The following is a 26,691-nucleotide window of genomic DNA, read 5'->3' on the forward strand; positions in this document are numbered from 1 at the left end:
ACTTGGCTTCTTATATTTTGCCTTCTAAACAACTAAAAATAATCATCTTTATATTATATTTATTGGATGAAGCCTACTAGCATTATAATACAACAATAATCATACTAATTTGAACCATTAGGATGCTATTTCCCACCAATTAATTGAATAAAAACTCTATATCAATCTTCCGCTTTACCATCACTTGTGATACGGTTCACCGAACATCACTAAAGAACATAGTTAATTTACATAAAGTATTTATATGTATTTAGACTAATTCTCCATAACTTATGGAGAATTAGTCTAACCTTTTATTTCAATGTAAACTTTTGCAATTTATGTTTATATTTCTTCCTAATTAAAAGTCTGTGATTAAATTGCAAACTATATACTATACAATTATTACATCGTTTACAAAGTCTCTATTTTTAAATCTACTTTTTCTTCAAGAGCTTCATTTAAAGCATAAAATAATACCTCAAACATATCTTTCCCATCACTTGTAACAAAATAGTTTGAAAGGTCTTTTATGTCTGATGAAATATCATCACCCCAAGGTGGCTGTTTAGATAAATCCTCGATATCCCATACTACTTCTGATGGTGAAAACAGCTTCAATTTTTCATGCACTTCTTTTGCTTCTTTAATCGCCTTTGGAATATTTTCTAGCGGAAGTTTTCCACTATATAGTTCTTTCATTAAGTGAGGATATTTTGTTCCCCATCCTTCTTTTTCTAAATGGTAGCTTATTGTTGAAAAGAACGAATGTACAAAATCTGATGTACCAAGTTGATACCAATAAAAATCAACCATAAGTCCTGTTGCCATATTTCTTCACTCCCTTTTAATTACTGTCTTTTTTGATGATAATCTCTATTTGTCCAAATGTTCTTTGCGTTATTTCTTCTTTAATTTGTTTTAACGTTTCTTTTGTTACCGTTTGTCCTCGCACATCAATTAAAACAGTTTGTTTAACTCCTTCGGGTAAATGTTTTATCCTATCTTCAAATTGTTTTACAACAATATTAATTAATGAATTTCTTCCACTTGATGTTGTAACATTATAATTTTTTATCTCTATACTTCGACCTTCTTCGTAACTGAAAAAGTCTGGTCTTGTACTCCCTTTAGTACCGTAAGAAACTTTTTCTCTATCTTTAAATGATATTTGGTCTGTATATTTTGGTTTAGAAAAGGTATCTCCTGCATCAAGCTCCGATTGTCTCCATGATGGTCTAGCAAACATAAGATAACCACTTAGGTAATTACCCCAGTTTCCTGTTGGCGGTAACATACTAGTCATAGTCCCACTAGTAAGCCCATCCGCAAAAGCAGGTTGTAAACGTGGTGGGAAGGCTTCTGTTACTTTATAAACATTTACTCCTCTAGCAAGCTTAGAAACCTTATCAAGCCCTTTTCCTCCAAGTAATCCTGTACCGATTGATGTCAATAGATAAGAGCCCCAACGGAATCCACTTTCAACATCACCATACCAAACATCGTTCATAAAGGAGTCCGAGAAAACATTCCACATTGCAGGAAAAGTTTCATCATAATTAACAACAGCATCCCACATATTTGACCATGTTTCACCGTCACCTAACGCTTTAAATCCTTCCCAAGCATCACCAACAGCTTGTCCTGCACCAGTATAAAGACCATCCCAAGCTTTCTCTAAATCAGATTTTGGAATAAGTTTACCACACATTGCCCCTTCTTCAATATCTTCATTAGATAAACTTTCATCAACTAAGTTACCGCCATAAAGTTCATCAGCATTACGGAACTTTTCCGCTGCATTCATTAGTTCTTCTGCAATTTTATCAAATTCCCGAAATACATTAAACATTTGAGGTTTTGTTTCATTAAACATCTGATAAAACCTTTGACTTGTTGCACCACTCCACATTGAAGCAATATATTCCGTTTGTTGATATAAATCTTTATGTATTTGTTCTAATCTATTTTTAGCTTCACGAACTATCTTTGCCGATTGTTCCAAACGTTCTGGTGTTACTTTTATTTGAACCATACAGTACCTCCTTTTCCTATTATTTCATAAGAAAATTATACCATGTCGGATTATTTTACCGTTCCAAATATTCGAATTTTCTAAATACAAATAATTAATGAGGTTTTCTTCTATAATTAAAACAAAATTATTAAATAAATGTTGAGAAATATTAGAAATTCATTTCTATTGTATTTTATTCTTGCTATCATGAATTATAAGAATATTCAAAAAGGAAGGGATTCTATGAACGTTCCAGTGAAGGGGAATGAACAAGTTACGAAATTATTAAATGACTGGTATGTAGCTATGCTGGCACAACATGTAACTAAAGCACAGCAATTAAAAAAAGAAATTGATGAGCAAATTAACAACATCGAAGAAAACCAAAATCTATTACTATATTATTCATTGTTAGATTTTAGATACAAGGTACTAACTGATGGTTTAAATATCACAAAAGAAAGTTTTGATAAAATCGAATCTTTTGATACACCAACTGATGACTTTCTATCTTACTACTATCATTTCTTCAAAGCTATTCATGCAACTCTACTTGCAAATCATAATGAAGCTAAAGAACATTATGAGAAAGCAGAAAATCTTTTAAAATTCGTTTTTAATGAACTAGAACAAGCTGAATTTTATTATAGAATTGCATCTTTTTATAACATTACTTTTCATTCACTTATGGGTATTAAGTGTGCATCTAAAGCAGAAGAGATATTTTCTAAACATACTGGTTGCGAAATTAATGTAGCTCTATGTAAAAATATCTTAGGAGGGGCTTGTGTACAGCTACAACAATTTGAATTAGCAGAAGAATATTTCACTTCTGCAATAGATATTTTACAGAAGCAAAATGAAGAAACCTTAATTTTAAGAGTTAGAAATAATTTAGGTTGGCTATATGCAAGCCAAAACCTTTCAAGTTTGGCTATTCGCCATTTATCAGAAGTTAATCAAAAAATCCCTAACCACTTCAAAGCTATTTTCTTACAAGCAAGAGAACATTTTAAACTTGGAGAAAAAGAGGTAGCAGATGGATTTATTAGAAAAGGTTTGGATGTTTGTAAAAAATTAAAAAATGAAGAATACAAGCATCATTTTTTAATTTTAAAAGGAATGAACGACAATATCCCTTTAGAGGAATTAGAAACTATAATTATCTTAGGCACTGCATACTTTAAGAAGGAGCGGTTATTAGGCTACGTACAAGAATATGAAGAAATATTGGCGGTCAAATTTCATGAGATGCTAAACCTTGAAAAATCAGCAAAATACTTCTATTCAGCTTATAAAGCTAAACAAGAATTATCAGAAAAAGGAGCGTTAAAGTGATGAAAAAACTTTGTTCAATTGTGTTAAGTTTAGCTATTATTGGTATTGTTTCTTTTGGATTAAATAGTTCTATAGAAATTTTACAGTCTGCTCATGGAGATTACCCTGCCCCTCAAAGAACTAACTTAGTATATAATTTAGGCAATACACTTACATCTAATAATTCAGACGGCAATACTGGTGGAATTATTGCAAACTACGAACACGGTCAAACTTTTTAATTAAGAAAAAAGAACGTCCTTCTTTGAAAGTGACGTTCTTTTTTCTTAACCACGGAAAGATTGAACACTAGGAATGTTTTACAAATTATCCATTGGGGTAATAACCAAATTTGTTAGTACTAATATTACTTACTTTGAAATAAAAACTATATTCATTCCCCATACTGCAATAGTTTATGTAGTTGGAATACAAAAAGAGCTAACATTAAACCTGCTCATTAATATGTTTCTGGTAATTCTAAAATCCAATTTATCCAACCCATAACGGTTGAAGCTCTTCTGAAATACGTACTTTCTGAATTAACATTATACAAGTTACACCTCTTCATTATTTCAACAACTCTTTCTTTTTCTGGAGGTGTACTTGTTTGGAAATACTCAGCTAGAACTTGCTTGAAAGGTTCATGAACCAGAATTGACTTTGCCAATCTTAAAAATTTGTCTTTTGTTTTAAGTCTCATTATGCCCCTTCCAGCTCTGGTAAGTGTAAACATAACTTGTCTGTTTTCATCTTTGTACTTTTCAATTAAACCAAGATACATGCCAGCCGCAGTGTAATAACCAGTTTGTCTCTCATCAAAGTCATAATTCCTAGTAATATCATCTTTACTCAAATCATTCTCAACGAGCAATCCTAGTAAATCAACAATTCTTGGGAATGAGTCAGCTTGAGGAAATGGAATTTCTGGCTCTGGTTGAATATGAACCGTATGAAAAACCTCAACTATATCTTCAAGCTCTAACTCCTCATGAGCAATAATAAAATCCTTTTGCCCTATAAGCTTAGCTGAATTGTATCTATGAGGGTCAGTAAATTCATAAATAAAAAAGCTGAAAATATCATTTGAATAAGTGAAAAAAACTGGCTTAACTTCTTTATAAGTTTTCGCTTGCCACAAACGATAAGGATAATAAAGCTGTCTAACAAGAAAATCATCAACAGTCGCATTTTTAGCTTCAACTATCATAAATTGACTTTGGCTCTCATATCCTCCGTCAATTTCAACTTGAGAGTTTTTAATACTAACAAGGTGGTCATTACCCTTTCTAGTCCTAATATTAAAGTCAAATTCTTTTGAGGACATTCTCCCAGATATAGTCTGAAAAGACTGTTCTCCCAAAACATTCTCCATCATACCAGTAACATGAGCACAATGAAGAGCTGAACTTTCAGAGTAAAGGTTAGTTGGGTCTATGGTTGTAAGGTCACTTGGAAAATCCACTTGAATTGGTTTTAATTTTTGGTTATAAGTGACTTTTTCATAAACATCAAACTCACCAATAATATAACTTGAACGAGAGATAGGTAATATAGACAGACCGTTATCCTTAAAAAGCTTTGGCAGATTACTATAATGGTCAAACTTAGCCATCAACCTTGGCTCACGTTCCTTCTTTATTTCTTTGGCTTGAATTTCAAAAAAGCCATTTCGTTGGACATTTTGTAATATGTTATGACGGTCAAATAATATATCCCACGCTTTATCTGTTTGGTTCATAATTCATCACCAGCACTTCATCAATTTTCCCTCTGCCAGAAGCATTTGCATTGATGTTTCGACTTGCCGAGACAATCTGAATATTAAAACCTTCATATAGTTCCTGAATAAAATCAGTTGCTGAGTTACTCAATAAAACATTTACTCCTCGTTTGTCCAATTCAACAAAAAGATATTTTAATCTTCTTTGGTCATCTTTGTTGAACCCGTCCAAACTGTAACCAGTAAATGAAGAAGTATCTGAAACTGGGTCATATGGAGGGTCAAAATACACAAAATCACCCTTTTTTGCTTTCTCAACTGCTGTTTCAAAGTCTCCATTAAGAATGGTCACATTATTAGAACTCAAATAGTTGTGAACAGCTCTTAAAACAATTTCATTAACAATTTGAGGGTTTTTGTATTTCCCAAAAGGAACATTGAATTGTCCTTGACTGTTCACTCGAAACAATCCATTAAAGCAAGTTTTGTTTAAATAAATTATCCTTGAAGCTCTTTGAACAGGCGATAAATTTTTATACTCTTCTTGCCTGTCTAAATCACGAATTTCATAAAAATAATCTTTGTCATTTTCATGTTTCTTCAAATCTTCAATCAACTCATCAACATTATTTTTGATTACATTATAAACACTCGCAAGTTCACTATTAATGTCATTTATAACCGCTCTTTTGGGTTGAATATCAAATAGAACTGCCCCTGCTCCAATGAAGGGCTCATAATAAGTATTAATTCTCTTTGGAACATACTTACGAATTTCTGGAAGCAATTGACGCTTTCCTCCCGCCCACTTCAAAAAAGGTTGAGCTAATTTATTTTTTGCCACTTTAAACCTCTCCCTTTAAAACTCTATACGAACAAAGATTCTATATTTTATCATAGCATATTTGGCTATACATTTAAATTATCAAAAAAATCCATTATATCACAGTTTCTGAACTACCACTCTTAAAATTTTATATTTGCACCAGAGTGCGGGAACAGCTCTGCTCCCACCTTCTCATGAATAGAGTAACTTAGAATCGGTCATAAGCACCCCCACTAATACTTTTAGTTTTTCTCTCTATAATTCATCAAAACTTGCTTGTTAGTTACATTTTTTATCTTGAAAAACCGCTATTAAGCCACCTGCTTATTTATAAGATAAAGACAGGGATGCACCCTGTCTTACAATATTCCTTCCTCTTGTAGTTTTTTGTACTGTTTCTTTACTGCTGTCCGTTCATAAGAAGGAATGTTGTCATCCTTTTTAATCAATAACCTATCATTCTTTTCTATCCCAACATTGTAACAAGACACATTCTGTTTGAAGTATAAATACATCTCGTTGTTAAACAAGCCATCTTCAACTATGATAATCCAAAGACCGTTCTTTAATTGTCATATTTCTATTCCTTGTATTATTCATTGTGCTTGCACTTCTCTTACTGCTCTATAAATTGTCGCTCTACTTATCTTTGTTATCTCTTCAATTTCCTTCACAGTCATACCATTCTTATCTCTGTTATAGAAGAGTTCTAAAGCATGTTGCAAACCTTTGTGTTTGTCTGTGTACTTCTTTGGTTTACCTTTGTACACGTTTCTTTCCTTTGCAAGTGCAATCCCTTCAAGTTGTCTCTCTCGAATCATATCTGCTTCAAACTCAGCTATTCCTGCAAGGACTGTCACCATTAGCTTACCAATAGCAGTAGATGTGTCTATCTTGTCACCACCCATATTTAAGACAATGAGAGACACATCCTTCTCATTCAACATTTCAATTGTGGCAAGTGCATCTTTTGTACTTCTTGCAAATCTGTCTAACTTAGTAACAACAATAATGTCATCCTTCTCTACTGTTTCCAACAGCCTTTGAAACTCATCTCTTTTGTCTTTGTTACGACCCGATACCTTTTCCCTAAAGATTTCCTCACAACCCGCTTCTTCTAACTGTCTAATTTGTGCAGTTAAATCCTGCTGTAAAGAAGACACTCTTGCATACCCATATTTCATAAGTCATTTTCCTTTCTTGTTTTGAGACATGTATATGAGATATTGTTATCCCAAGTATATCAAAGAAGAGATTTTGTTTCAATTGGGTCTACTCAAATGATACAAGGGATATCTTTTCTCTGACATAATCAAGGTTAATTTACAAAATATAAAAAGAACAGGGCATCTTCTCCTGTTCTTCATAAAAAAACATAAATATTCAACTACTTATCAAAATCAGTTATTATTCTTATTGTTTCTGTTCTTCTTGATATACAGTAACAGTTTCATCTATTTTTTCTAAGGCTTTAGTGAAGTGAGCCATTGCTTCTATATAATCATTAAAATTGTTGTTTTGCAGAAAAAGCTTCGTTTTATTTTTAAATTTGATTAACTCTTGTATACTGGAGAAAAACGTATCTCGAGTTTTTGAATATTGTATAGTACCCGATAAATCATTCATATTATTCTCAATACATTTGTAAATCTCTTCACTCTTTGCAATTGCTTCCTCTACTTTTTGCGGGTCTATTGTTTTTTTATCCAAATTGTTAGATTGAGCAACTTTTTCTTTTACTTCCTTAAATAGTGGTACACACATATTCAGTCCATTAACTAAACGTTCATCCGCACTATTTTCTGTTTTATTACTAGGTATATTTGCGGTTTTATTTTTTTGTTCTGGAGTAACTTGCTTAGTTTCAATTTCTTCTGTTTGTTCATTTTTGGATTCTTCTTCTTTAACATTTTCATCGGTTTTAGCAGAACAGCCATTCATTAATACTACTATCAATAATATAGCTCCCCATTTTTTCACCATATATATCCCCTCTTTTATTTTTTATTTCGTTTTACTTGCCTAATAATTAATTAACCATTCACTCCACAGCCGTATATTTCACAGATACATTGGTTTCAATTTGGTCGCCTTCATTTAACGTTATTACATACTCTGGTAGAAAGTTATCATGACTATTCCCTAAAATAATATTTGTTTTATTCCCTTTATTAACAAAATAATTACCCGAACCCTTATTAGGTTCAACTTTATAACGACCTGCAGGAATATCTTTTCCTACAGTAAAAGTTCCTGCAACCATAATCCTTGGCTCTTGTTTTTTCTCTATCACACTTTTAGTTAACAATTCTAATTCCCTTTTTTTCTCATTAATTTGATTATCTAATGATAAATTTTCTTGCTTTTTTTGTTCCGCAGTTCTCTGTAAACCTTCAATATCTTTTGAAATACCTTCTTTTTTAACTATAAGTGCTTTTACTTCTTGGTATTCGTTTTCTATTTTACTTAATTCTTCTTTTATTCCTTTATTTTGCTCTTGTTTTCTTGTTATTTCTTTTTCTAGTTGTTTTACTGTGAATTTTTTATCATTTAAAGCTACTTTGGCATTATTAAAACCCAATTTCATTCCAACAAATACAGCGGTTATAACAAAAATAAGAACCAATACAATGAAAACCATATTTTTTCCGATTTTTTTGTTTCGAATTGTACCATTTGTTTCAATTCGCCCCATTTAATCCCCTCCTTTAAATATGTAAAAAACAAACACAAATAATATTTATAGTATATTTTATAAAATTAATAATATCAATAGTATGTCGATATACTGACATTTACATCTTATGTTAAGTGTGGGGTGTAAATATAAATGGATAATCTAACTAATATTATTGGTTTGCAAATTCGGATACTAAGAAAAAGCAAAAATTTAAGTCAAGAAGAATTGGCATTCAAAGCAAACCTTCATCCAACATATATCGGACAAGTAGAGCGTGGAGAAAAAAATTTAACAGTTTCAAGTCTAAACACGATTACCACAGCATTAGATATTACATTAGAAGAATTTTTCTCTTTTATTGAACCTTCTAATAATAAAAATAATATTAATTTTAAAAGTAATGACTTGTTACCTTATCAAAATATTATTAGACTGCTTCAAGAAATTAACGTGAATGAACAGAGGAAAATATTTGAAATCATTGAAAAACTAATAGAGTGGAAAAAATTATAATTTTTTCATTCTTAAAACGAGATATCAATTTACAAATCGCACGGCAATTCACACTGAAAAACCTCTCAATTGACAGGATTTTCAGCGGAATCACACGGTCTATATTTTTAACATAAGTAGAAGGACTGTATATAAAAACTTCTTTTATCTGGATAGATTTCCCGATTTAACGGCATATGAAAAGTCCTCTTAATAACTGAGGACTTTTTGGCTTGAATAATAATTGATGTTTATACGTGAAGTTATGTTAATTGAGGGGATAATCCTACTTTCCACACGTAGCTATTTCACTATTTTCTTATGTTTTAACTAATTATTTTCATAAAATTGGGCTTTTATTCAGTATTATGTTCTAAACTTTTATAATCAATTGTTACATTAGGCAGTTGATTCAATTGGGGAATACCCGTTTCTTCAACCCATTTTTTTCTAACATAAAAAGTTGAGCCATATATTTCTTTAGCTTTTGCTTCTCCTATGAAGTTATTAATGGCATTAAAGCCAATTATGGCTTCAACCCTATTTAATTTTTGAAGCGATAGCCATCCATAAGAGATGCTCATATTTTCTAATTCTGATTCATTGAATGAAATTGCATTCATTGTACTTTCAGTGATTCTCTTGAAAAATTTAACTGTTAAAACATTTATTGCTTTTCTATCTTGGCATAATTCTTGTATAGTCTTGATGGACGGATTAATCTCCATTCTTAATAAACCTTCTGCTCTTCTAATAATATCTTCTGTTTGTTTTGTCACCTTACATTCTTTCTGTTTATCATAAAACATAATTCTACTACTTTTATTTTTATAAATTACCGTTTCACTTTGATTAATGCAGTATGTACTTTTATAAGGTAGCTTCTTTTTCCCCAAGTATTTTATGTAATCGTTTACTTTATTTCCAACATTAAAGTTCCAACAAACATCAATTCTTAACACAATCCATTCTGACCTTTTCACAACAATTCCCAGTAATTCCTTTATCCTCTGTTCAAACTTTTCCCAAAACGTATTTATATCATTTTTATTAATTACACTTACATTTTCTCCATATAAAAATTTTGGAATGGATAGCTGAATAATTAAATTTTTTGTATTGGAGTAATAAACTATGTATGGAATATCTTCCTGTTCAAACATATATCGGTCATTCAGTACACCTGTTTCCCTATCGTAATACGTTGTTGTTTTTATATTTCCTATAGTTTCAAATAAATCTTTTTCAATATGTATGTTTTCCAACTTCATTTTTACTGTATCAAACATATTAAAAGTCTCCTTTCTATAATTCAATAATAAATTCTGTATGTTATAAGAAACACATGCTACTTATGCTACTTCAATTTCTTTCACTGACTCTTCTTTTGGTTCACTTCTTACTGAATCATTTTTAGGAATAAAATCTAAAACTATTGTTGAAAGCTTATCTAAAAACAATTCAAACTGCTTTTCTTTTTTCTTATTCATATTACATCCCTCCCTTTTAAGTAGCTTAGAAATGTATTGTAGCATGTAAGTAGCATGTTGTCAACTTGACATGCTACTTAAAATTGACTAAATACTACTCGCATGCTACAATAACGATGAATAAAACAAAAGGAGTGTAAAAATTGAATAAATCAAGTTTTGGAGAAGAACTAAAAGCCTTAAGAAAACGTGTAGGTATGCCATCTAAAGTATTATCACAAAAAGTAGGAAAAGCTGTTACATACGTCTCACAGTTAGAAAGAGAATTAATAAAAAATCCCTCTTATACAACTTGTCTACAAATATTACTGGAGCTTGGTCTTATCAAGGAAGATGCTGAAAAAATGCTCAATTATTATGGTATACAGTCAAAAGAGGAAAAACAGGCTGAATTAGAATTGGCAGTAAAACTGGATGAAGAACTGTCATGGAAAATCAACTCTGGTTATTACAGTAAGAAATTAGAACAAATTGAAAGAAAAAGGCACTTATTTTTACAATTGATTGATAAACAATTAAAGACACTTGGACACTTTGACAACTCAAGAGCAGACATTATTCTTAACAACCTTATTGAGCTATTGAAAAACGAAGAAAAAGCTGAGTTACTTTTTGAATTTTTCGGAAATGATTTTTCAAAATTGGATTATGAAGAAATACAATTAATAATTTCAAAAGCAAATAAAGAATACAAAAAAACAATGGCAGAAAAATTCATTAATTCTTTTGAGGAGGAATAATACATATGAAAACAAAAGTAGCATTATATGTACGTGTTTCAACAGAAGAACAAGCTAACAACGGTTATTCTATTGATGCACAATTAAATACATTACGAAACCACTGTGAAATTTCTGGAAAAACAATTGTTGAAGAGTATGCTGATAAAGGTATAAGTGGAACATCTATAAGCGGAAGACACGGGCTACAAAAAATGTTAGAAGATGCTAAAAAGGGATTATTTAGTGAAGTTATTGTTTGGAAAATATCACGCTTAGCTCGAAATACAATTGATATATTAAAAATAGTAGAAGAATTAAATAAAAATAACGTTGTCTTTCGCTCTTTTAGTGAGAACTTCGAAACAGAAACACCTATGGGTAAATTTGCATTACAAATGATGGGAGCAGTTGCTGAGTTAGAAAGGAATACAATTGTTGATAACGTAAAATTAGGTATGACCCAAAGAGCTAAAGAAGGTAAATGGAATGGTGGCAGTATGCTAGGTTATACTTGTATAGATAAAGAATTAAAAATTGTTGAGGAAGAAGCTAAAATTGTTAGATATATCTTTGATTTATATATTAATGGCAAAGGCTATAAAGCAATTGCTAATAAATTAAACCATGAAGGTTACAAAACAAAACGAAAGAAATCATTCTCAATAAATTCTATTAGAACTATTATTGCTAATCCTGCTTATGCAGGGTTTATTCGATTTAATCAAGTTGAAAATTGGAGTAAAAAGAGAAGAAAAGGGAAAAGTGAAAATACCACTACGGTAAAAGGAACACATGAACCAATTATTAGTTTAGATGTTTGGGAAACTTCCCGAATAATTTCAAATCAAAAATCACATAAACCTGCGAAAACATTTTCTGGTACTTTCCCTCTAACAACGTTGTTAAGATGCCCAATGTGTGGACAAGGAATGATTGGACATAAAATAAAGAAAAATAAAAACGGTACTGAATACATACGTTATTATCAATGTGGAAATTTCCATTACAAAGGTAGTGCTGTATGCAAGTCCAATTTAATAAATGCAGATATTGCAGAAGAATATGTTTTTAAAAAAATTGAAGAGATAACTTCAAAACCAACTATACTTCAAGAAATAGTAGATAGAGTTAACAGGGATATTAAAACATTAAAAGAGCCTATCCAAAACAACTTAAATTATATATCAAAAGCATTAGCTGATAACCAAAAAAGTATTCAAAAATTTATGAACATAATCGAAACAGAAGACACTCTTCCTCAATTAATATTAAAAAGAATACATGAGCTAGAAGCTAAACGTGAAGAGCTATTAGAACAAAAAAAATCTCTGGAATATGAATTAGCTAAACCTACAATTAAAGAAATTTCCTTTGAGCAAATCTCTAATGTTTTAAATACATTCTCTAAAATTCTACCTAATATCTCTCCAGAACAACAAAAAGATTTTCTACATTCAATTATTAATAAAATTACCGTCAATACAGGTAATTCTCCTACTGAAAGAAGCATCAAAGATATTGAATTATTCTTTGATGCTTCTTCTAAAAATAACTATGTGCTTACTTATGGTAAGGTTCCCCACGATTAATCCGGAACGCACGATAGATTTGTTCTAAAAGGACAAGTCTCATTAGTTGATGCGGTAATGTCATTTTTGAAAATGATAGAGATTCATTTGAGCGTTTCATTACTTCTGTACTTAAGCCAAGGGATCCACCGATTACAAAGGCGATTTTGCTTTTTCCATATGTAGCGAGGCAATCTAAGCTTTCTGCAAATTGTTCTGATGATTTTTGCTTTCCTTCAATTGCTAGTGCAATGACATGCGTATCATCTGAAATTTTGTCTAGTATACGCACACCTTCCTTTTCTTTTACGATTAACATCTCTGCTTCGCTTAAGTTTTCCGGTGCTTTTTCATCTGGTAATTCAATTACTTCCACTTTTGCATAAGATGATAATCGTTTTAAGTATTCTGCAATACCTTGTTTTAAATATTTTTCTTTTAATTTCCCGATTGAAATAATTGAGATATTCACATGTATTCCCCACCTTACAAACACGTTATCCACAAAACTTATCCACATATCCACAATCATTACCCACATATTGTGGGAGAATCTGCGTTCGATACAACATATGTCGCTTTGTTTTGACAAAATTCACATGTTTTTTCTTCTTTTTCTGAGTTATCCACACTGTTAATAACAGGTGCGACTTCGCATTCATCCACAATGATATCCAACGCTAACTCTACATGTTCTAAACAACAAGGGAAATTCATATTTCTCACCTCACTTTTCTACAATAGAAAACAGGAGGCAGTCCTCCTGTTTTTAATATTTTTGACTAGCCAATTTCACTGTTGTTGTGGAGCGCTTTGTACCACGATAAAAAGTAAGAGTCATTTTATCATCGATTTTCTTATTATATAAAGCTGTCCGAAAAGCAATGATATCTTGTATTGGCTTTCCATCTACCGCGACAATAACGTCATGCTCTCTAAGGCCTGCGGCAGCACCTGGTGATGGACTTTTCACGTCTAAAATACACACACCATTTGTAACGCCACCCGGCAAGTGTAACGTTTCTTCCCAGTAGTAGTTTGGAATTTCATTTAATGACCGAAGTTCAATTCCAATATATGGCCTTCTTACAGTACCATACTTTTCAAGCTCATTCATAATAGGAACGGCCCTTGTCACAGGAATCGCTAAACCAATTCCTTCTACTTCTTTTGCAGCGATTTTCATGGAGTTAATTCCAATCAGTTTCCCCGCTGCATTTATAAGCGCCCCGCCACTATTTCCTGGATTAATAGCCGCATCGGTCTGTAACACTTCCACTTGCCAGTCATAATGTCCATCTTGGTCTAAATCTACAGGAACAATTCGTTCGTTTGCAGATATAATTCCTTGTGTTACTGTCCCTGAAAACTGTAATCCAAGTGGGTTTCCGATCGCAATAACTGCTTCCCCGCGACGTACTGTATTCGAATCACCAATTTCAATTACCTTTTTGACAGGCTTCGCATTTATTTCTATAACAGCTAAATCGGTCACAATGTCGCTTCCTAATATTTTTCCAGGAACTTTTGTCCCATCACTTAAGCTAATTTCAATTCGATTCGCACCAGCAATGACATGATGATTTGTGACAATATAAGCATGACCATTTGTTTTTTTATAAATAACACCTGATCCTGTGCCAGCTTCTGCATCTACTTCAGAAAAATGATCACGCTGAATATTGATTACACCAACGACCGCTTCGGAAGCGCGATCAACAGCATCTACAAAGCCGGAATGTTGCATCATTTGTGATGGTTCATTCACTATGTTTCCTTCACTTGCTTCTGCTTGCTGCATATTTTTAGTCTCGGACTTTGAAAACAAAGGAGCTCCAAATGCAAACCATGAAGCTCCTACAACAGTCCCCGCTATGCTAGAAATAACAAGACCTTTGTGCTTCTTTTCCCTTGTACGTTTCATACGATTTTCTTCATCAATAAAGGACATATTTGTTCACCTATCTTCCTGTAAACAGCTATATTTACCTTTATTGTTTACTAAAATGAAGAATTATACGTATTGAATTTTTGTTGGAGTCTTTGGATCTGTGTCATGTATTTCAAACGCTTCTCCAACTCCAAATCCTTTTTCTTCTAGTACTTGCGAAACAGCCATACGCGCTAGTTCTTTCATATTATTATCTAAGCTTAAATGAGCTAAATAAATATGCTTTGTTTCATCTGTAATAACGTCGGTCATTGCAAGTGCAGCATCTTCATTCGAAACGTGGCCTACATCACTTAAAATACGTCTTTTAATACTCCATGGATAGCGGCCCATACGAAGCATTTCAACATCATGATTACTTTCGAATACAAAAGCATTCGCACCTTTAATAACACCCTTCATACGATCGCTTACATAACCTGTATCTGTGATTAGTGCTAATTTTCTACCACCATGATGAAAAACATAAAACATCGGTTCTGCCGCATCATGGGAAACTCCAAACGATTCAACTTCAATATCTCCGAATGTTTTTACATCACCAATTGAAAAAATGAACTTCTGATCTGTTGCAATGTTTCCAATTAAATGTTCCATCGCATTCCACGTCTTTTCATTTGCATAAACGGGTAAATTATACTTACGTGCTAACACTCCAAGCCCTTTAATATGATCACTGTGCTCATGTGTTACAAGAATACCTGATATATCTTGAATATTTAATTCAGCTTGCTCAAATAAAGCCTCTGTTGCTTTACCACTCAAGCCTGCATCAACAAGCAACTTTTGCTTGTCAGTTCCGACATACAGCGCATTTCCTGTACTGCCACTCGCAAGTACACTAAAATGCAGACTCATTCCCATTCACTCCATTGTATTTTTCTTTTTCTTCGCCTAGCTTAATAACTTGTCCCTCAATGGCATTTACAAAGTGATCTTTTTTTCCTTTTTCCTTTAAATTCCACGTTGGAGTCAATACTTGTTTATTCGATTCAGCTAAAGAAACGAGTGTTGCATAACCAATTTGCGCTTCTTTAATATGCGTATTTGGGGTTAATTCCTGCTTCACAAATAAATTTTCTAAAGCTTTCTGAGCCGAAATAATCTCTTGTTCTTTCGCTTTATCATTCTCACCCATTTCTTTCAAATCCGTTAACATAGTTTGCGTATATGAAACGATTTCATCCTTTTCATTTAAAGTAACGATAATCATCGCATGATCATTGTAAAAAATAGGTTTGTCTTTATATTTTTGAAAGAAATAAATTTTTGAAGCCTCTGATTTTGCAAATTCATACTTTTGACCATCTACCACATAATTTCTTAAAAAATCACCATATTTATCTTTAGCTAGTGTTTTCGTATTTTGTATTGGCTCCTTTAGATCACTTTCAATTTTTTTAGCATCCTCTTGTAATCTAGGTGTTTGATTTTTTAAAGAATGAATATCTTCTTCCTTAAAAACTTTATTTTTCGCTATAATAAATGAATCTTTCTTTGGTTCGTTTGGTAAATCATCAACCGTAATATGATCAGCTTTTAGTTGCTGATCTATTTTTGTTTCCGTCATAAGTTCTAATTCATTATTATTTTGCTTTTGAATGAATTGAAACACGAGAAAGAGGTCTAAAACAAAAAAGGTAACAATAAAAATTGTTTTAATCCTATTCCAGTCCAATCAGACTTCCCCCTTTCTCTTCACTCCACTCATACATCATATGGTCTTCCCCATACTCCACGTACCAAATTGGTTTTAACATACCAGTTATTGTTTTAGTACCCATCGGTCCACTCGGATGATTTCCTAACACAAACTTATAACCAATTCCGATATTTTGAATCAAATTCTTATCGATATCTGGATTATTGGCTAATGACTGAATTACGGTATGACCAGGTGGAAGTATAACTTTGTCTTCTTGACTGCTTCCTGCAAATTTAAATAACGGCCTTTGATAACTAATCAGTCCCTCAGAACCCCAGATTTGTTTTATTGTCGTTAATCGATCTTTATTAAATACAGGTAAATCATTCTCATATAAACGGAATTTTGTTTCACCCTTAGGATCTACATATACAAAACGATAGTTATCTGTTATACCATTATGTCCATTCAGAAATTCAAAACTTTTTTGGACAAGAATATTATCATCTATACTATTATCACGAGTTATAGATGAATTTGTATATTCAAGCTTAATACCATTCTGTTTAATCTGCATGGAACGAATTCCATCCGTATATGTTTCATCTGTATGATTATTCGAAATTAGCGTTGCATAACGTGGATCACTAAACAGCGCATTTTTAAATGCCTCTATTTCCATATTGCTCGTAATATACATCCAATTTCTTTTTTCCGTGGCTCCATCTGGTAAGAATATGCTTTTTGCATTATTGATTCGATACTCAAAATATGGCCTTGCTAATACAACAAATTTATTTTCTGCATTTACAATATCTCGTACATTCACATCTTTTAATGTCATTCTATAAATTTGACGACTATTATACGCAACAAAATTGATATCAATGTTTTGATCTCGGCTTCTGGAAGGATCAATAATAATTCGATCAAAACTTTGCTTTTCTAACTTTTTATCTTTAATCGACAGCACGCTTCTTATGGCTCCAAATGGAATAGTGGTAGGGAAGACAATTTCAATTTTCCCTTCCCCATGTACATAGGATAAAAACTCACTCTTAGGAATTGTACTTGTTATATTTGTCCAATCTTGTAATTCACCATTTTTCAAAATGTTATATATTAAGTTTATATTTTCTTGTTTTTCACTTACGAAATGACGTTTATTATCTTTATGAACGATTACAGAAGATGGAAGAATGACGTTCGAAACATCCGCACTTTCTGGCACTGTAGTTCCTTCAACAAACTTCGTGTTCTGCATCGAATTAGAATCAGGCACATATGTCCATAGATTAAACGTAAGAAACAAACTAATAACTACTAAATTAATTAGCACAATGGTTTTAAAGTTTTCCATATTCATTCCCAATCGTCCTCTTCTTCTTTCGCCAACGGGAGGGTAAAGTAAATTGTCGTTCCTTTTCCTTCTTCACTCTTTGCCCAAATAGATCCACCATGTGCAATAATCATTTCTTTAGCAATTGCTAAACCTAGACCAGTTCCTCCCATTTGTCTTGAACGCGCCTTATCTACGCGATAAAAGCGTTCAAAAATTTTATCGACGTTTTCTTTCGGGATTCCCATACCTTGATCGCTAACGCTAATTTCTAACATATCCCCACGATCGCGTAAACGATATGTTATCGTTCCGCCTTCCGGTGAATATTTCAGGGCATTTGAAATAACATTGTATAAAACTTGGGTAATTTTGTCTGTATCCATATCAACAAATCTTGCTTTTTTCGAAAAAGAACGATTGAAGATTACATTTTGTTCCTTAGACATTTCAAATCGATCAATGACATTATTAAAGAACTCCGTAAAATCTACCCATTCTTTCATTAAACGATATTCTGTACTATCCATTTTAGATAGTTGTAACAATGCGTTTACAAGTCGAATCATTCTTTCAGTCTCTTCTTGTGTGACTGTTAAAAATTGCGGAGCAATATTTGGATCTTTCCACGCTCCATCACTTAACGCTTCAAGATAGCTTCGCATCGTTGTAAGTGGCGTTCGCAACTCATGTGATACATTCGCTACAAACTCACGACGTTCACGATCAATTCGCTCTTGTTCCGTTACATCATACAATACAGCAATTAAGCCATTTGCTTTACCAGTATCTTTTTGAATAACAGAAAAACTAGCTCTTAAAATGTACGGTTCATTACGTGTACTGAAATCTAATAAAACTGAATCAGGTTCTTCATATAAATGATCTAGTGTAAACTCTTCCTGAATCCCTAATATTTCTAAAATCGATTGATCCAATGCTGTTTCACGCGAAACATTCAGCATTTTTTCAGCAGGGTCATTTAATAAAATAATATCCCCTTTTCGATCCGTAGCAATTACACCATCAGTCATATGTGATAAAACCGATGATAGCTTGCGTCTTTCACTTTCTGTTGAAGAACGGGCTTGTTGTAATTTTTTCGATAGGTTGTTAAAAGATAGTGCCAATTGTCCAATTTCATCATGGCTATGTACTTTTACTTTGCGTGAGTAATTTCCCTTCGCCATTTCAATAGCCTGTCTTCTCATATCTGAAATTGGTCTTGTAATCGTTTGAGCCAATAAAATACCTAGAACGGCAGTTACTAGTAATGCAATAACTGTCCCTGTTGCAAAAATTTGATTAATATCTTTCATTTGCTTATATACATCTTCCATAGAAGCAACGATTTTTATAACTCCTGCTACTTCCTCTTCCCCTTGATTCCTTTCAATTGGGGTAAACATAACTTGAACACGATGTCCCGTACTTCCATCCTTCTCAATCTTTGATTCCGGCTTATTTTGTACAATGACTCGTTGAACAGTTATATCGGTAGACGCTCGATTCACCTGGCTTTTCTTAGCTGGCGAATTATCAGAAGTCGCCAATAGTTTCCTATTACGATCAAAGACACTTACTTCCTGAATATCACGCTTTCGGTCATTCGCAAACTTCTCAATCGAGTTATTAACAGCCTGCTGGAAAGATATCTCGTTTTTATCACGTTCTTTATTAAATTCTTTATTAAATTCCTGCTTTAAGTTATAAGACAATAAGTTCGTTTGTTGTGTTAATGAGTCTTTAAAACTTTGCACGAGGCTCTTTTCTAGCTCACGTACAAAATATACACCGATAACCTGCATTGCTATTAATATTAATAGCATATAGATGAGCACAAACTTAAAATGAATAGATTGAAAAAAACCAACTTTCTTCATGTTTTATTCCTGCTCTGGGTCACGCAAGTAATATCCTACTCCACGTCTCGTAACAATTAGAGTTGGATGACTTGGATTATCTTCAATCTTTTCACGTAAACGACGTACTGTTACGTCTACTGTACGTACATCCCCAAAATAATCATAACCCCATACAGTTTGTAATAGATGCTCACGTGTCATAACTTGTCCTAAATGCTTCGCTAAATAATGTAGTAACTCAAATTCACGATGCGTAAGTTCAATACTCTCTTCTCGCTTCGTTACACTATACGCATTTGGATTAATAACAATTGGTCCAATGACCATTTCTGTATTTTCCTCTTTTTCTGCTGCCCCGCCCTGTTGATGACGGCGTAAGTTCGCTTTTACACGAGCTAGCAGTTCTCTCGTACTAAATGGTTTTGTAACATAATCATCTGCTCCAAGTTCTAGTCCTAATACTTTATCGATTTCAGAGTCCTTTGCTGTTAACATAATAATTGGCATTTCAGAACTTTTACGGATTTCACGACAAACCTCTAGTCCATCTTTTCCTGGTAACATAATATCTAATAAAACCATATCTGGTTGTTCTTCATTAGCCTTTTCGATTGCTTCATCCCCATCATGGGCCATTACAATTTCAAAGCCCTCTTTTTCTAGATTAAACTTCAAAATATCTGCGATTGGCTTTTCATCATCAACTACTAAGATTTTTTTTCCCATCATCGTGTATTTCCTCCTCATAAAAATATGGTCAATAATCCTTAAACATATAGGCAGTTCCTGCTTAAAGTTCACCCTTCATTTAAGTATTTTCTCCTCTATTCTCATAGAATCATGTATGATCCACTTTTACACGGAATCCTATACGATCTATAGAAAAACCCCTAGCTTCAACTGCTAGAGGCTCCTTAGTCTATTTTAAAATAACTACCCTCATTTGTAAAATTGCACAAAATAAAAAGGATATTAAGTAGACCCACCTAATATCCTGAGAGTGGCTCGGGACGGAATCGAACCGCCGACACGAGGATTTTCAGTCCTCTGCTCTACCGACTGAGCTACCGAGCCAAAACATATATATAAAACCACTAATGGTGGTATAAACAAAAGTGGCGGTCCCGACCGGGGTCGAACCGGCGATCTCCTGCGTGACAGGCAGGCATGTTAACCACTACACCACGGGACCAAAATATAAACATGACCCGTACGGGATTCGAACCCGTGTTACCGCCGTGAAAGGGCGGTGTCTTAACCACTTGACCAACGGGCCACGAAAATGAAAATGGTGAGCCATGAAGGACTCGAACCTTCGACCCTCTGATTAAAAGTCAGATGCTCTACCAACTGAGCTAATGGCTCATAACTCTAAGTATTGCTTTCTTAATAGTCGTTCCTTGTTCGGGACGTCCTCATCTCAGAAAGCGAATGCAAGCAGCAGCTCGATGAGTACGCTGTAGAAAAGCTTCGTAGCATATTCGATCGTGCTCTACCAACTGAGCTAATGGCTCATACTCACCAACGTCATATTTTCGTGACGACAAGAGTTATCATAACATAATAACTTTCATTTGTACAATACTTTTTAAATTTTTTTTATAAAAGTTAAAAAGAATCCGCGTAAACACGGATTCTTTACTAAGTCTAATGTAGCTTTACATGAAAATCAATAATTAAATGCCATATACATTACGAACAATATTTGTTTGGCTACGGTCTGGACCAACAGAGAACATAGCTAATGGAATACCTGTTAGTTGAGATACACGTTCTACATAATGTCTTGCATTTTCAGGAAGTTCTTCTAATGATTTTACCCCTGTAATATCTTCTGTCCAACCTGGAAGTTCTTCGTATACAGGCTCACATTTTGCTAAAATGTTTAAGTTAGCTGGAACTTCATCCAGAACTTCTCCATTATATTTGTATGCAACACAAATTTTCACAGTTGGAATACCTGTTAATACGTCGATAGAGTTTAAAGAAAGATCTGTTAAACCACTAACGCGGCGCGCATGTCTTACAACAACACTATCAAACCAACCCACGCGGCGTGGACGGCCTGTTGTTGTACCATATTCACGACCAACTTCACGAATTTGTTGACCAATTTCATCATGAAGCTCAGTAGGGAATGGACCATCACCAACACGGCTTGTATATGCTTTACATACACCTACTACACGTTTAATTTTAGAAGGACCCACACCAGAACCAATTGTTACACCACCAGCAACTGGGTTAGAAGATGTAACGAATGGGTACGTACCTTGGTCGATATCAAGCATAACGCCTTGTGCACCTTCAAATAATACACGACGACCTTCATCTAATGCATCATTTAATACAACAGATGTATCGCATACATATTGTGCAATTTGTTGACCATACTCATAGTATTCTTCAAAGATTTCATCCACGTTAAAGCCTTCTGCATCATACATTTTTTCAAATAAACGATTTTTTTCCGCTAAATTGCGTTCCAGTTTTTCTTTAAAAGCTTCACGATCTAAAAGATCCGCCATACGAATACCTATGCGAGCTGCTTTATCCATATATGCTGGGCCGATACCTTTTTTCGTTGTACCAATTTTATTATCGCCCTTACGCTCTTCTTCTAACTCATCTTGTTTTAAATGATATGGTAAGATAACGTGCGCGCGATTACTGATGCGTAAATTATCAGTACTTACACCGCGATCGTGTAAGTATTTTAATTCTACAAGTAATGCTTTTGGATCTACTACCATACCATTACCAATTACACAAATCTTCTCTTTATAAAAAATACCAGATGGAATTAAGTGTAATTTATATTTCACACCATTAAAAACGATTGTATGTCCTGCGTTATTTCCACCTTGATATCTTGCAACTACTTCCGCATGTTCAGAAAGAAAGTCAGTAATTTTACCTTTTCCTTCATCGCCCCATTGTGTTCCTACAACTACTACTGAAGACATTATTCAAGCACCTCCGCGATTTTCAAACGAACTTTTCAAACAATATAATTGTACCAAAATGAAAAGAGAAGTCAATTTAAAAACGAACATTTTTTTAAGTTTTATCATATTTGTTCGTAAGAACTTGTTATTTTCAAAATGAAAACCCTATCTTTTCTATGTAAAAAAAGAAACACATCTTATTATAAGAAATGTGTTTCTTTTTTATACTTCCCTAAGCTGGCGGTGCATGTCCGTCATCGAACCGACGCTCTAAGTTCACGAATTTATTAAATTCTTTTACGAATGCAAGCTCTACAGTACCTACTGGACCATTACGTTGCTTCGCGATAATAATTTCAATCGTATTTTTATTTTCTGTTTCACGATCGTAGTAATCATCACGATATAAAAAGGCTACAATATCAGCATCTTGTTCAATACTTCCTGATTCACGAATATCAGACATCATTGGACGTTTATCTTGACGAGATTCAACCCCACGGGATAACTGAGATAAGGCAATTACAGGAACTTGTAGTTCACGTGCAATTCCTTTTAATGTACGGGAAATCTCAGATACCTCTTGTTGTCGGTTCTCTCCAGGTTTGCCACTTCCTTGAATGAGCTGTAAGTAGTCAATTAAGATCATACCAAGGCCTTGTTCTTGTTTCAATCTACGACATTTTGCTCGAATTTCACTGACGCGAATCCCTGGTGTATCATCAATATATATCCCTGCATTAGAAAGGCTTCCCATTGCCATGGTCAATTTCGCCCAATCCTCTGAAGTTAATGAACCTGTACGAAGCCTTTGTGCGTCAATATTTCCTTCTGCACAAAGCATACGCATAACAAGCTGATCGGCCCCCATCTCTAAACTAAAAATCGCCACATTTTCATCTGTTTTTGTCGCCACGTTTTGAGCAATATTTAATGAAAAAGCAGTTTTCCCTACTGAAGGCCGGGCTGCTACAATGATTAAATCGTTGCGCTGAAATCCAGCTGTCATTCTATCTAATTCAGTAAATCCCGTTGGTATACCTGTGATTTCACCTTTTTGATTATGCAAAAGTTCGATTTTATCGTAAGCTTCTACAAGAACGTCTTTAATATTTTGAAACGCTTTTGCATTTGTTTGATGCGATACCTCTAGTATCTTTTTCTCAGCTTCATTTAAAAGCCCTTCTACATCATCTTCTCTTTCATATCCGTCTGATACAATATGAGTTGCAGTTCGAATTAACCGCCGTAAAAGTGCTTTTTCAGCAATAATACGAGCATAATATTCCACATTGGCTGCTGTCGGAACAGCCTCAGCTAATTCCGCTAAATAGGAAACGCCGCCAACTTCCTCTAATAAACCTCGATCTGAAAGCACAGCTGTTACAGTAACTAAATCAACCGGTTCTCCTTTATCAGAGAGCCCAAGCATAATTTCAAAAATCTTTTGATGTGCAGTTCGATAAAAAGACTCAGGTAGCAGCAATTCTGAAGCTGTTGTTAACGCATCTTGTTCAAGAAGAATAGCCCCCAAAACCGCCTGCTCAGCCTCTATATTATGCGGAGGGGTACGATCAGCAAGTACGTCACTCATACGCAATCCTCCTTGCCTAACTTATTTTTATTGTTCGCTAACATGAACTTTTACTGTAGCTGTTACTTGTGGATGCAATTTCACAGTTACATTTGTATAACCTAATGAACGAATTGCATCTTCCATTTCAAATTTGCGCTTATCAAGCTTAATTTTGTGTGTTTTTTGCAGTTCATCCACAATTTGTTTGCTTGTGATGGAACCGAATAAACGACCGCCCTCACCAGATTTCGCCTTTAACTCTACAGTTAATTTTTCTAGTGTTTCTTTTAACTTTTTAGCATTCTCAAGCTCAGCCGCTGCCTCTTTTTCTTCTTTACGCTTTTGAGCTTCCAAAGTTTTCATGTTACTGTTGTTTGCTTCAGCAGCTAATCCTTGCTTTAATAAAAAGTTATTCGCATAACCATCTGGTACGTTTTTGATTTCCCCTTTTTTTCCTTTACCTTTTACATCTTTTAGAAAAATTACCTTCATGATTGTGTGCCTCCCTTTAAATAATCCTCAATAACCAATTGAAGCTTCTCTTCCGCTTCATCGATTGTTGTATTTTTTATCTGTGTAGCAGCATTTGTTAAATGACCACCGCCACCTAGGTTTTCCATAATGAGTTGTACATTCACTTCGCCTAAAGAACGTCCACTAATTCCGATGAAGTTTTCCCCGCGTTTTGCAATAACAAAAGAGGCAATGATCCCTGTCATTGTCAGTAATGTATCAGCAGATTGCGCAATCAATACTTGGTCACAATATTCATCACTATCTACCTTGGCAATCGCAATTCCATTTTTATAAATGTACGCATTTTGAATTGTTTTTGCAACTCGTAAATACTGCTGCATATCTTCTTTTAACAATTCTTGTACAAGAACTGTATCCGCCCCGTGCGACCGTAAATAAGAGGCGGCATCAAACGTACGAGCGCCTGTACGGAATGTAAAACTTTTCGTATCTACAATAATCCCCGCAAGTAATGCCGTCGCTTCTAGCATCGTCATCTTTAAACGTTTCGGCTGGTATTCAAGTAATTCCGTTACGAGCTCCGCTGTAGACGAAGCATATGGCTCCATATAGACAAGCAATGGATCTTCAATAAATTCCTCACCACGTCGATGGTGGTCGATTACAACTACATTCTCAATTTTGTGTAGTAGCTTCTCCTCCATCACCATGGAAGGTTTATGCGTATCCACAACAACGAGTAATGAATCATCTGTCGCAAATTCCATAGCCTGCTGGGGTGTAATAAAACGAGACCATAAGTCCTTATTTTGCTTTACTTTCTCCATTAAACGTTTTATCCCTTTATCCGAGTCATTCTCATCTAACACGATATACCCTTCACGCTCGTTTAATTGAGCTACTTTTAAAATACCAATAGCGGCACCAATTGCATCCATATCCGGTGCTCTATGCCCCATTATCATCACGTTGCTACTTTCAATTACTAAATCTTTTAACGCATGAGAAATCACTCTTGCTCTTACACGTGTCCGCTTTTCAACAGGATTTGTCTTACCCCCATAAAACTTCACCTTACCTGTCGCTTGCTTAATTGCTACCTGATCTCCCCCTCGTCCCAATGCAAGGTCTAAACCAGATTGTGCCATTGCTCCAAGCTCAGATAAAGACAAGTCACCTGATCCGACACCAATACTTAATGTAAGCGGAATATTCCTTTTCGATGTTTCTTCACGCACTTGATCTAAAATATCAAATTTCCCTTTCTCCATTTGCATTAAAATGCTTTCATTTAATACAACGAAGAACCGCTCTGAAGAAGCTCGTTTTAAATACGCTCCATATTTCAGTGCCCATTCATTTAAGCGCGATGTTACAAGACTCGTTATATTCGTGCGCAATTGATCATCTAATCCTTGGGTAACTTCATCGTAGTTATCCAAGTAAATAATCGCTAAAACTGTGCGTTGATCCTCATACATTTTTTCAATCTCTGTTTGCTCCGTTACATCAAAGAAATAGATTAATTTCTCTTCTTTTCTAACGAACACACGAAACTTACGATTATTTAAAGATACAATATCATCAGAACTTTCCCCTTTTATAAAAAGAAGTAATGTTTCTGATACATCATATAGATGCCAACCCGCCAAAGAATGTTGCCCCAAGCAGGAAGATAAGTAAGGGTTTGCCCAATCAATTCCATACTCCTTATTGTATAGTAAGATACCAATCGGCATTTGATTAAAGGCTTCATTACTTACTTTCTTTACCCTCGTAATCATATCAGTCGTATACTTTTCAAGCTTTTTTTGAAAAGTTAACTCAAAACGTATGGCAAAAAAAAGCACAATACAAAAAATAAAAAAGGCCACCATTCCCATAAACCAATGAAAGAAACTAAGAATGGCTATAAGTACAAACATAAAAAAGGCCAACACATAAACAGGATATAAAAACCGCTGTCTTTTATAAAATTCAGGCATGAATCCAACTCCTATAAAGTAAAACTAACATAGATGATACTCACACGTTAGTTGAACAAATTAAACGTCAGCCTAAGCAACGTTCATTACA

At 33.9% G+C, this 26,691-nt stretch carries 26 protein-coding genes and 4 tRNA genes; 5 read left to right on the forward strand and 25 right to left on the reverse strand.

Annotation, left to right across the window (positions count from 1 at the left end):
- Positions 1-393: 393 nt before the first annotated feature.
- The gene (locus BCER98_RS20050; protein ID WP_012096430.1) at positions 394-810 is read right to left on the reverse strand and encodes an immunity 70 family protein; all 417 of its coding nucleotides are present in this window, start codon (positions 808-810) and stop codon (positions 394-396) included.
- 16 nt (positions 811-826) lie between these two features.
- Entirely contained in the window at positions 827-2,014 is a 1,188-nt protein-coding gene (locus BCER98_RS20055; RefSeq protein WP_012096431.1) for a WXG100 family type VII secretion target, read from the reverse strand.
- Between the two features lie 225 nt (positions 2,015-2,239).
- Here BCER98_RS20055 and BCER98_RS20060 point away from each other — a divergent pair, with 225 nt between their 5' ends.
- Positions 2,240-3,334: a response regulator aspartate phosphatase gene (locus tag BCER98_RS20060; RefSeq protein ID WP_012096432.1), complete on the forward strand. Its 1,095-nt coding sequence runs from the start codon at positions 2,240-2,242 to the stop codon at positions 3,332-3,334.
- Positions 3,334-3,555 carry a Phr family secreted Rap phosphatase inhibitor gene (locus BCER98_RS20065; RefSeq protein WP_049759285.1) on the forward strand — a complete coding sequence of 74 codons (222 nt, stop codon included), beginning with the start codon at positions 3,334-3,336 and terminating at the stop codon, positions 3,553-3,555. The genes BCER98_RS20060 and BCER98_RS20065 overlap by 1 nt, the downstream gene beginning before the upstream one ends.
- Before the next feature lie 218 nt (positions 3,556-3,773).
- On the opposite strand, the gene BCER98_RS20070 is transcribed toward BCER98_RS20065, so the two are convergent.
- The 5 genes from BCER98_RS20070 to BCER98_RS20090 all read right to left on the reverse strand — a co-directional run bounded on the left by BCER98_RS20070 (position 3,774) and on the right by BCER98_RS20090 (position 8,557).
- Positions 3,774-5,054, reverse strand: a complete 1,281-nt coding sequence (locus tag BCER98_RS20070) for a type II restriction enzyme (RefSeq protein WP_012096434.1) — start codon at positions 5,052-5,054, stop codon at positions 3,774-3,776.
- The gene (locus tag BCER98_RS20075) at positions 5,038-5,880 is read right to left on the reverse strand and encodes a DNA adenine methylase (protein WP_012096435.1); all 843 of its coding nucleotides are present in this window, start codon (positions 5,878-5,880) and stop codon (positions 5,038-5,040) included. Before BCER98_RS20075 ends, BCER98_RS20070 begins: the two co-directional genes overlap by 17 nt.
- A gap of 578 nt (positions 5,881-6,458) precedes the next feature.
- A complete protein-coding gene (locus tag BCER98_RS20080; RefSeq protein WP_012096436.1) occupies positions 6,459-7,046 on the reverse strand; it encodes a recombinase family protein in 588 nt (195 codons plus the stop codon).
- Positions 7,047-7,275: 229 nt separating this feature from the next.
- Complete coding sequence (locus tag BCER98_RS20085) at positions 7,276-7,845, reverse strand: hypothetical protein (protein ID WP_012096437.1); 570 nt, start codon at positions 7,843-7,845, stop codon at positions 7,276-7,278.
- A 58-nt stretch (positions 7,846-7,903) separates the two neighbouring features.
- The gene (locus BCER98_RS20090) at positions 7,904-8,557 is read right to left on the reverse strand and encodes a hypothetical protein (RefSeq protein ID WP_012096438.1); all 654 of its coding nucleotides are present in this window, start codon (positions 8,555-8,557) and stop codon (positions 7,904-7,906) included.
- A gap of 135 nt (positions 8,558-8,692) precedes the next feature.
- On the opposite strand from BCER98_RS20090, the gene BCER98_RS20095 reads away from it, so the two are divergent.
- Positions 8,693-9,055: a helix-turn-helix domain-containing protein gene (locus BCER98_RS20095; protein ID WP_012096439.1), complete on the forward strand. Its 363-nt coding sequence runs from the start codon at positions 8,693-8,695 to the stop codon at positions 9,053-9,055.
- A gap of 335 nt (positions 9,056-9,390) precedes the next feature.
- Here the strand turns inward: BCER98_RS20095 and BCER98_RS20100 are convergent, their stop codons facing one another.
- Together BCER98_RS20100 and BCER98_RS22730 are read right to left on the reverse strand one after the other, a co-directional pair.
- A complete protein-coding gene (locus BCER98_RS20100) occupies positions 9,391-10,323 on the reverse strand; it encodes a hypothetical protein (protein WP_012096440.1) in 933 nt (310 codons plus the stop codon).
- Between the two features lie 63 nt (positions 10,324-10,386).
- A complete protein-coding gene (locus BCER98_RS22730; RefSeq protein ID WP_160300284.1) occupies positions 10,387-10,524 on the reverse strand; it encodes a hypothetical protein in 138 nt (45 codons plus the stop codon).
- Between the two features lie 143 nt (positions 10,525-10,667).
- Between BCER98_RS22730 and BCER98_RS20105 the strand changes: the two genes are divergently transcribed.
- On the forward strand, positions 10,668-11,264 hold the full coding sequence (locus tag BCER98_RS20105; protein WP_012096441.1) for a helix-turn-helix domain-containing protein: 597 nt from the start codon (positions 10,668-10,670) through the stop codon (positions 11,262-11,264).
- Positions 11,265-11,269: 5 nt separating this feature from the next.
- Entirely contained in the window at positions 11,270-12,835 is a 1,566-nt protein-coding gene (locus BCER98_RS20110; protein ID WP_012096442.1) for a recombinase family protein, read from the forward strand.
- Here the strand turns inward: BCER98_RS20110 and rlmH are convergent.
- From rlmH to BCER98_RS20190, 16 genes are all read right to left on the reverse strand, one after another.
- Positions 12,807-13,286 carry a 23S rRNA (pseudouridine(1915)-N(3))-methyltransferase RlmH gene (rlmH, locus tag BCER98_RS20115; RefSeq protein ID WP_012096443.1) on the reverse strand — a complete coding sequence of 160 codons (480 nt, stop codon included), beginning with the start codon at positions 13,284-13,286 and terminating at the stop codon, positions 12,807-12,809. The genes BCER98_RS20110 and rlmH overlap by 29 nt on opposite strands.
- 59 nt (positions 13,287-13,345) lie before the next feature.
- On the reverse strand, positions 13,346-13,531 hold the full coding sequence (locus BCER98_RS20120; protein WP_012096444.1) for a CxxH/CxxC protein: 186 nt from the start codon (positions 13,529-13,531) through the stop codon (positions 13,346-13,348).
- Positions 13,532-13,583: 52 nt separating this feature from the next.
- On the reverse strand, positions 13,584-14,765 hold the full coding sequence (locus tag BCER98_RS20125; RefSeq protein WP_012096445.1) for a S1C family serine protease: 1,182 nt from the start codon (positions 14,763-14,765) through the stop codon (positions 13,584-13,586).
- A 63-nt stretch (positions 14,766-14,828) separates the two neighbouring features.
- The gene (locus tag BCER98_RS20130) at positions 14,829-15,623 is read right to left on the reverse strand and encodes an MBL fold metallo-hydrolase (protein ID WP_012096446.1); all 795 of its coding nucleotides are present in this window, start codon (positions 15,621-15,623) and stop codon (positions 14,829-14,831) included.
- On the reverse strand, positions 15,607-16,443 hold the full coding sequence (locus BCER98_RS20135; RefSeq protein WP_012096447.1) for a two-component system regulatory protein YycI: 837 nt from the start codon (positions 16,441-16,443) through the stop codon (positions 15,607-15,609). The genes BCER98_RS20130 and BCER98_RS20135 overlap by 17 nt, the downstream gene beginning before the upstream one ends.
- A complete protein-coding gene (locus BCER98_RS20140; protein ID WP_041810164.1) occupies positions 16,430-17,776 on the reverse strand; it encodes a YycH family regulatory protein in 1,347 nt (448 codons plus the stop codon). Before BCER98_RS20140 ends, BCER98_RS20135 begins: the two co-directional genes overlap by 14 nt.
- On the reverse strand, positions 17,773-19,632 hold the full coding sequence (gene walK, locus BCER98_RS20145) for a cell wall metabolism sensor histidine kinase WalK (RefSeq protein ID WP_012096449.1): 1,860 nt from the start codon (positions 19,630-19,632) through the stop codon (positions 17,773-17,775). The genes BCER98_RS20140 and walK overlap by 4 nt, the downstream gene beginning before the upstream one ends.
- Positions 19,633-19,635: 3 nt before the next feature.
- Entirely contained in the window at positions 19,636-20,343 is a 708-nt protein-coding gene (gene walR / locus BCER98_RS20150; protein WP_002174499.1) for a cell wall metabolism DNA-binding response regulator WalR, read from the reverse strand.
- 272 nt (positions 20,344-20,615) lie between these two features.
- Positions 20,616-20,688 (reverse strand) — tRNA-Phe (locus BCER98_RS20155).
- Positions 20,689-20,730: 42 nt separating this feature from the next.
- Positions 20,731-20,806: transfer RNA gene (locus BCER98_RS20160), tRNA-Asp, on the reverse strand.
- A gap of 12 nt (positions 20,807-20,818) precedes the next feature.
- Positions 20,819-20,890: transfer RNA gene (locus tag BCER98_RS20165), tRNA-Glu, on the reverse strand.
- A gap of 13 nt (positions 20,891-20,903) precedes the next feature.
- A tRNA-Lys gene (locus BCER98_RS20170) sits at positions 20,904-20,979 on the reverse strand.
- 311 nt (positions 20,980-21,290) lie between these two features.
- Positions 21,291-22,580, reverse strand: coding sequence for an adenylosuccinate synthase (locus BCER98_RS20175; protein WP_012096450.1), 1,290 nt, complete (start codon positions 22,578-22,580; stop codon positions 21,291-21,293).
- A gap of 214 nt (positions 22,581-22,794) precedes the next feature.
- Positions 22,795-24,156: a replicative DNA helicase gene (gene dnaB, locus BCER98_RS20180; RefSeq protein ID WP_012096451.1), complete on the reverse strand. Its 1,362-nt coding sequence runs from the start codon at positions 24,154-24,156 to the stop codon at positions 22,795-22,797.
- A 27-nt stretch (positions 24,157-24,183) separates the two neighbouring features.
- Positions 24,184-24,630 (reverse strand): 50S ribosomal protein L9, encoded by a 447-nt coding sequence (rplI, locus tag BCER98_RS20185; RefSeq protein ID WP_012096452.1) that lies wholly within the window; start codon positions 24,628-24,630, stop codon positions 24,184-24,186.
- Positions 24,627-26,600: a DHH family phosphoesterase gene (locus BCER98_RS20190; RefSeq protein WP_012096453.1), complete on the reverse strand. Its 1,974-nt coding sequence runs from the start codon at positions 26,598-26,600 to the stop codon at positions 24,627-24,629. The genes rplI and BCER98_RS20190 overlap by 4 nt, the downstream gene beginning before the upstream one ends.
- Positions 26,601-26,691: the final 91 nt, after the last annotated feature.

This window comes from Bacillus cytotoxicus NVH 391-98 (genome assembly GCF_000017425.1).
In the GTDB taxonomy this organism is placed as follows: domain Bacteria; phylum Bacillota; class Bacilli; order Bacillales; family Bacillaceae_G; genus Bacillus_A; species Bacillus_A cytotoxicus.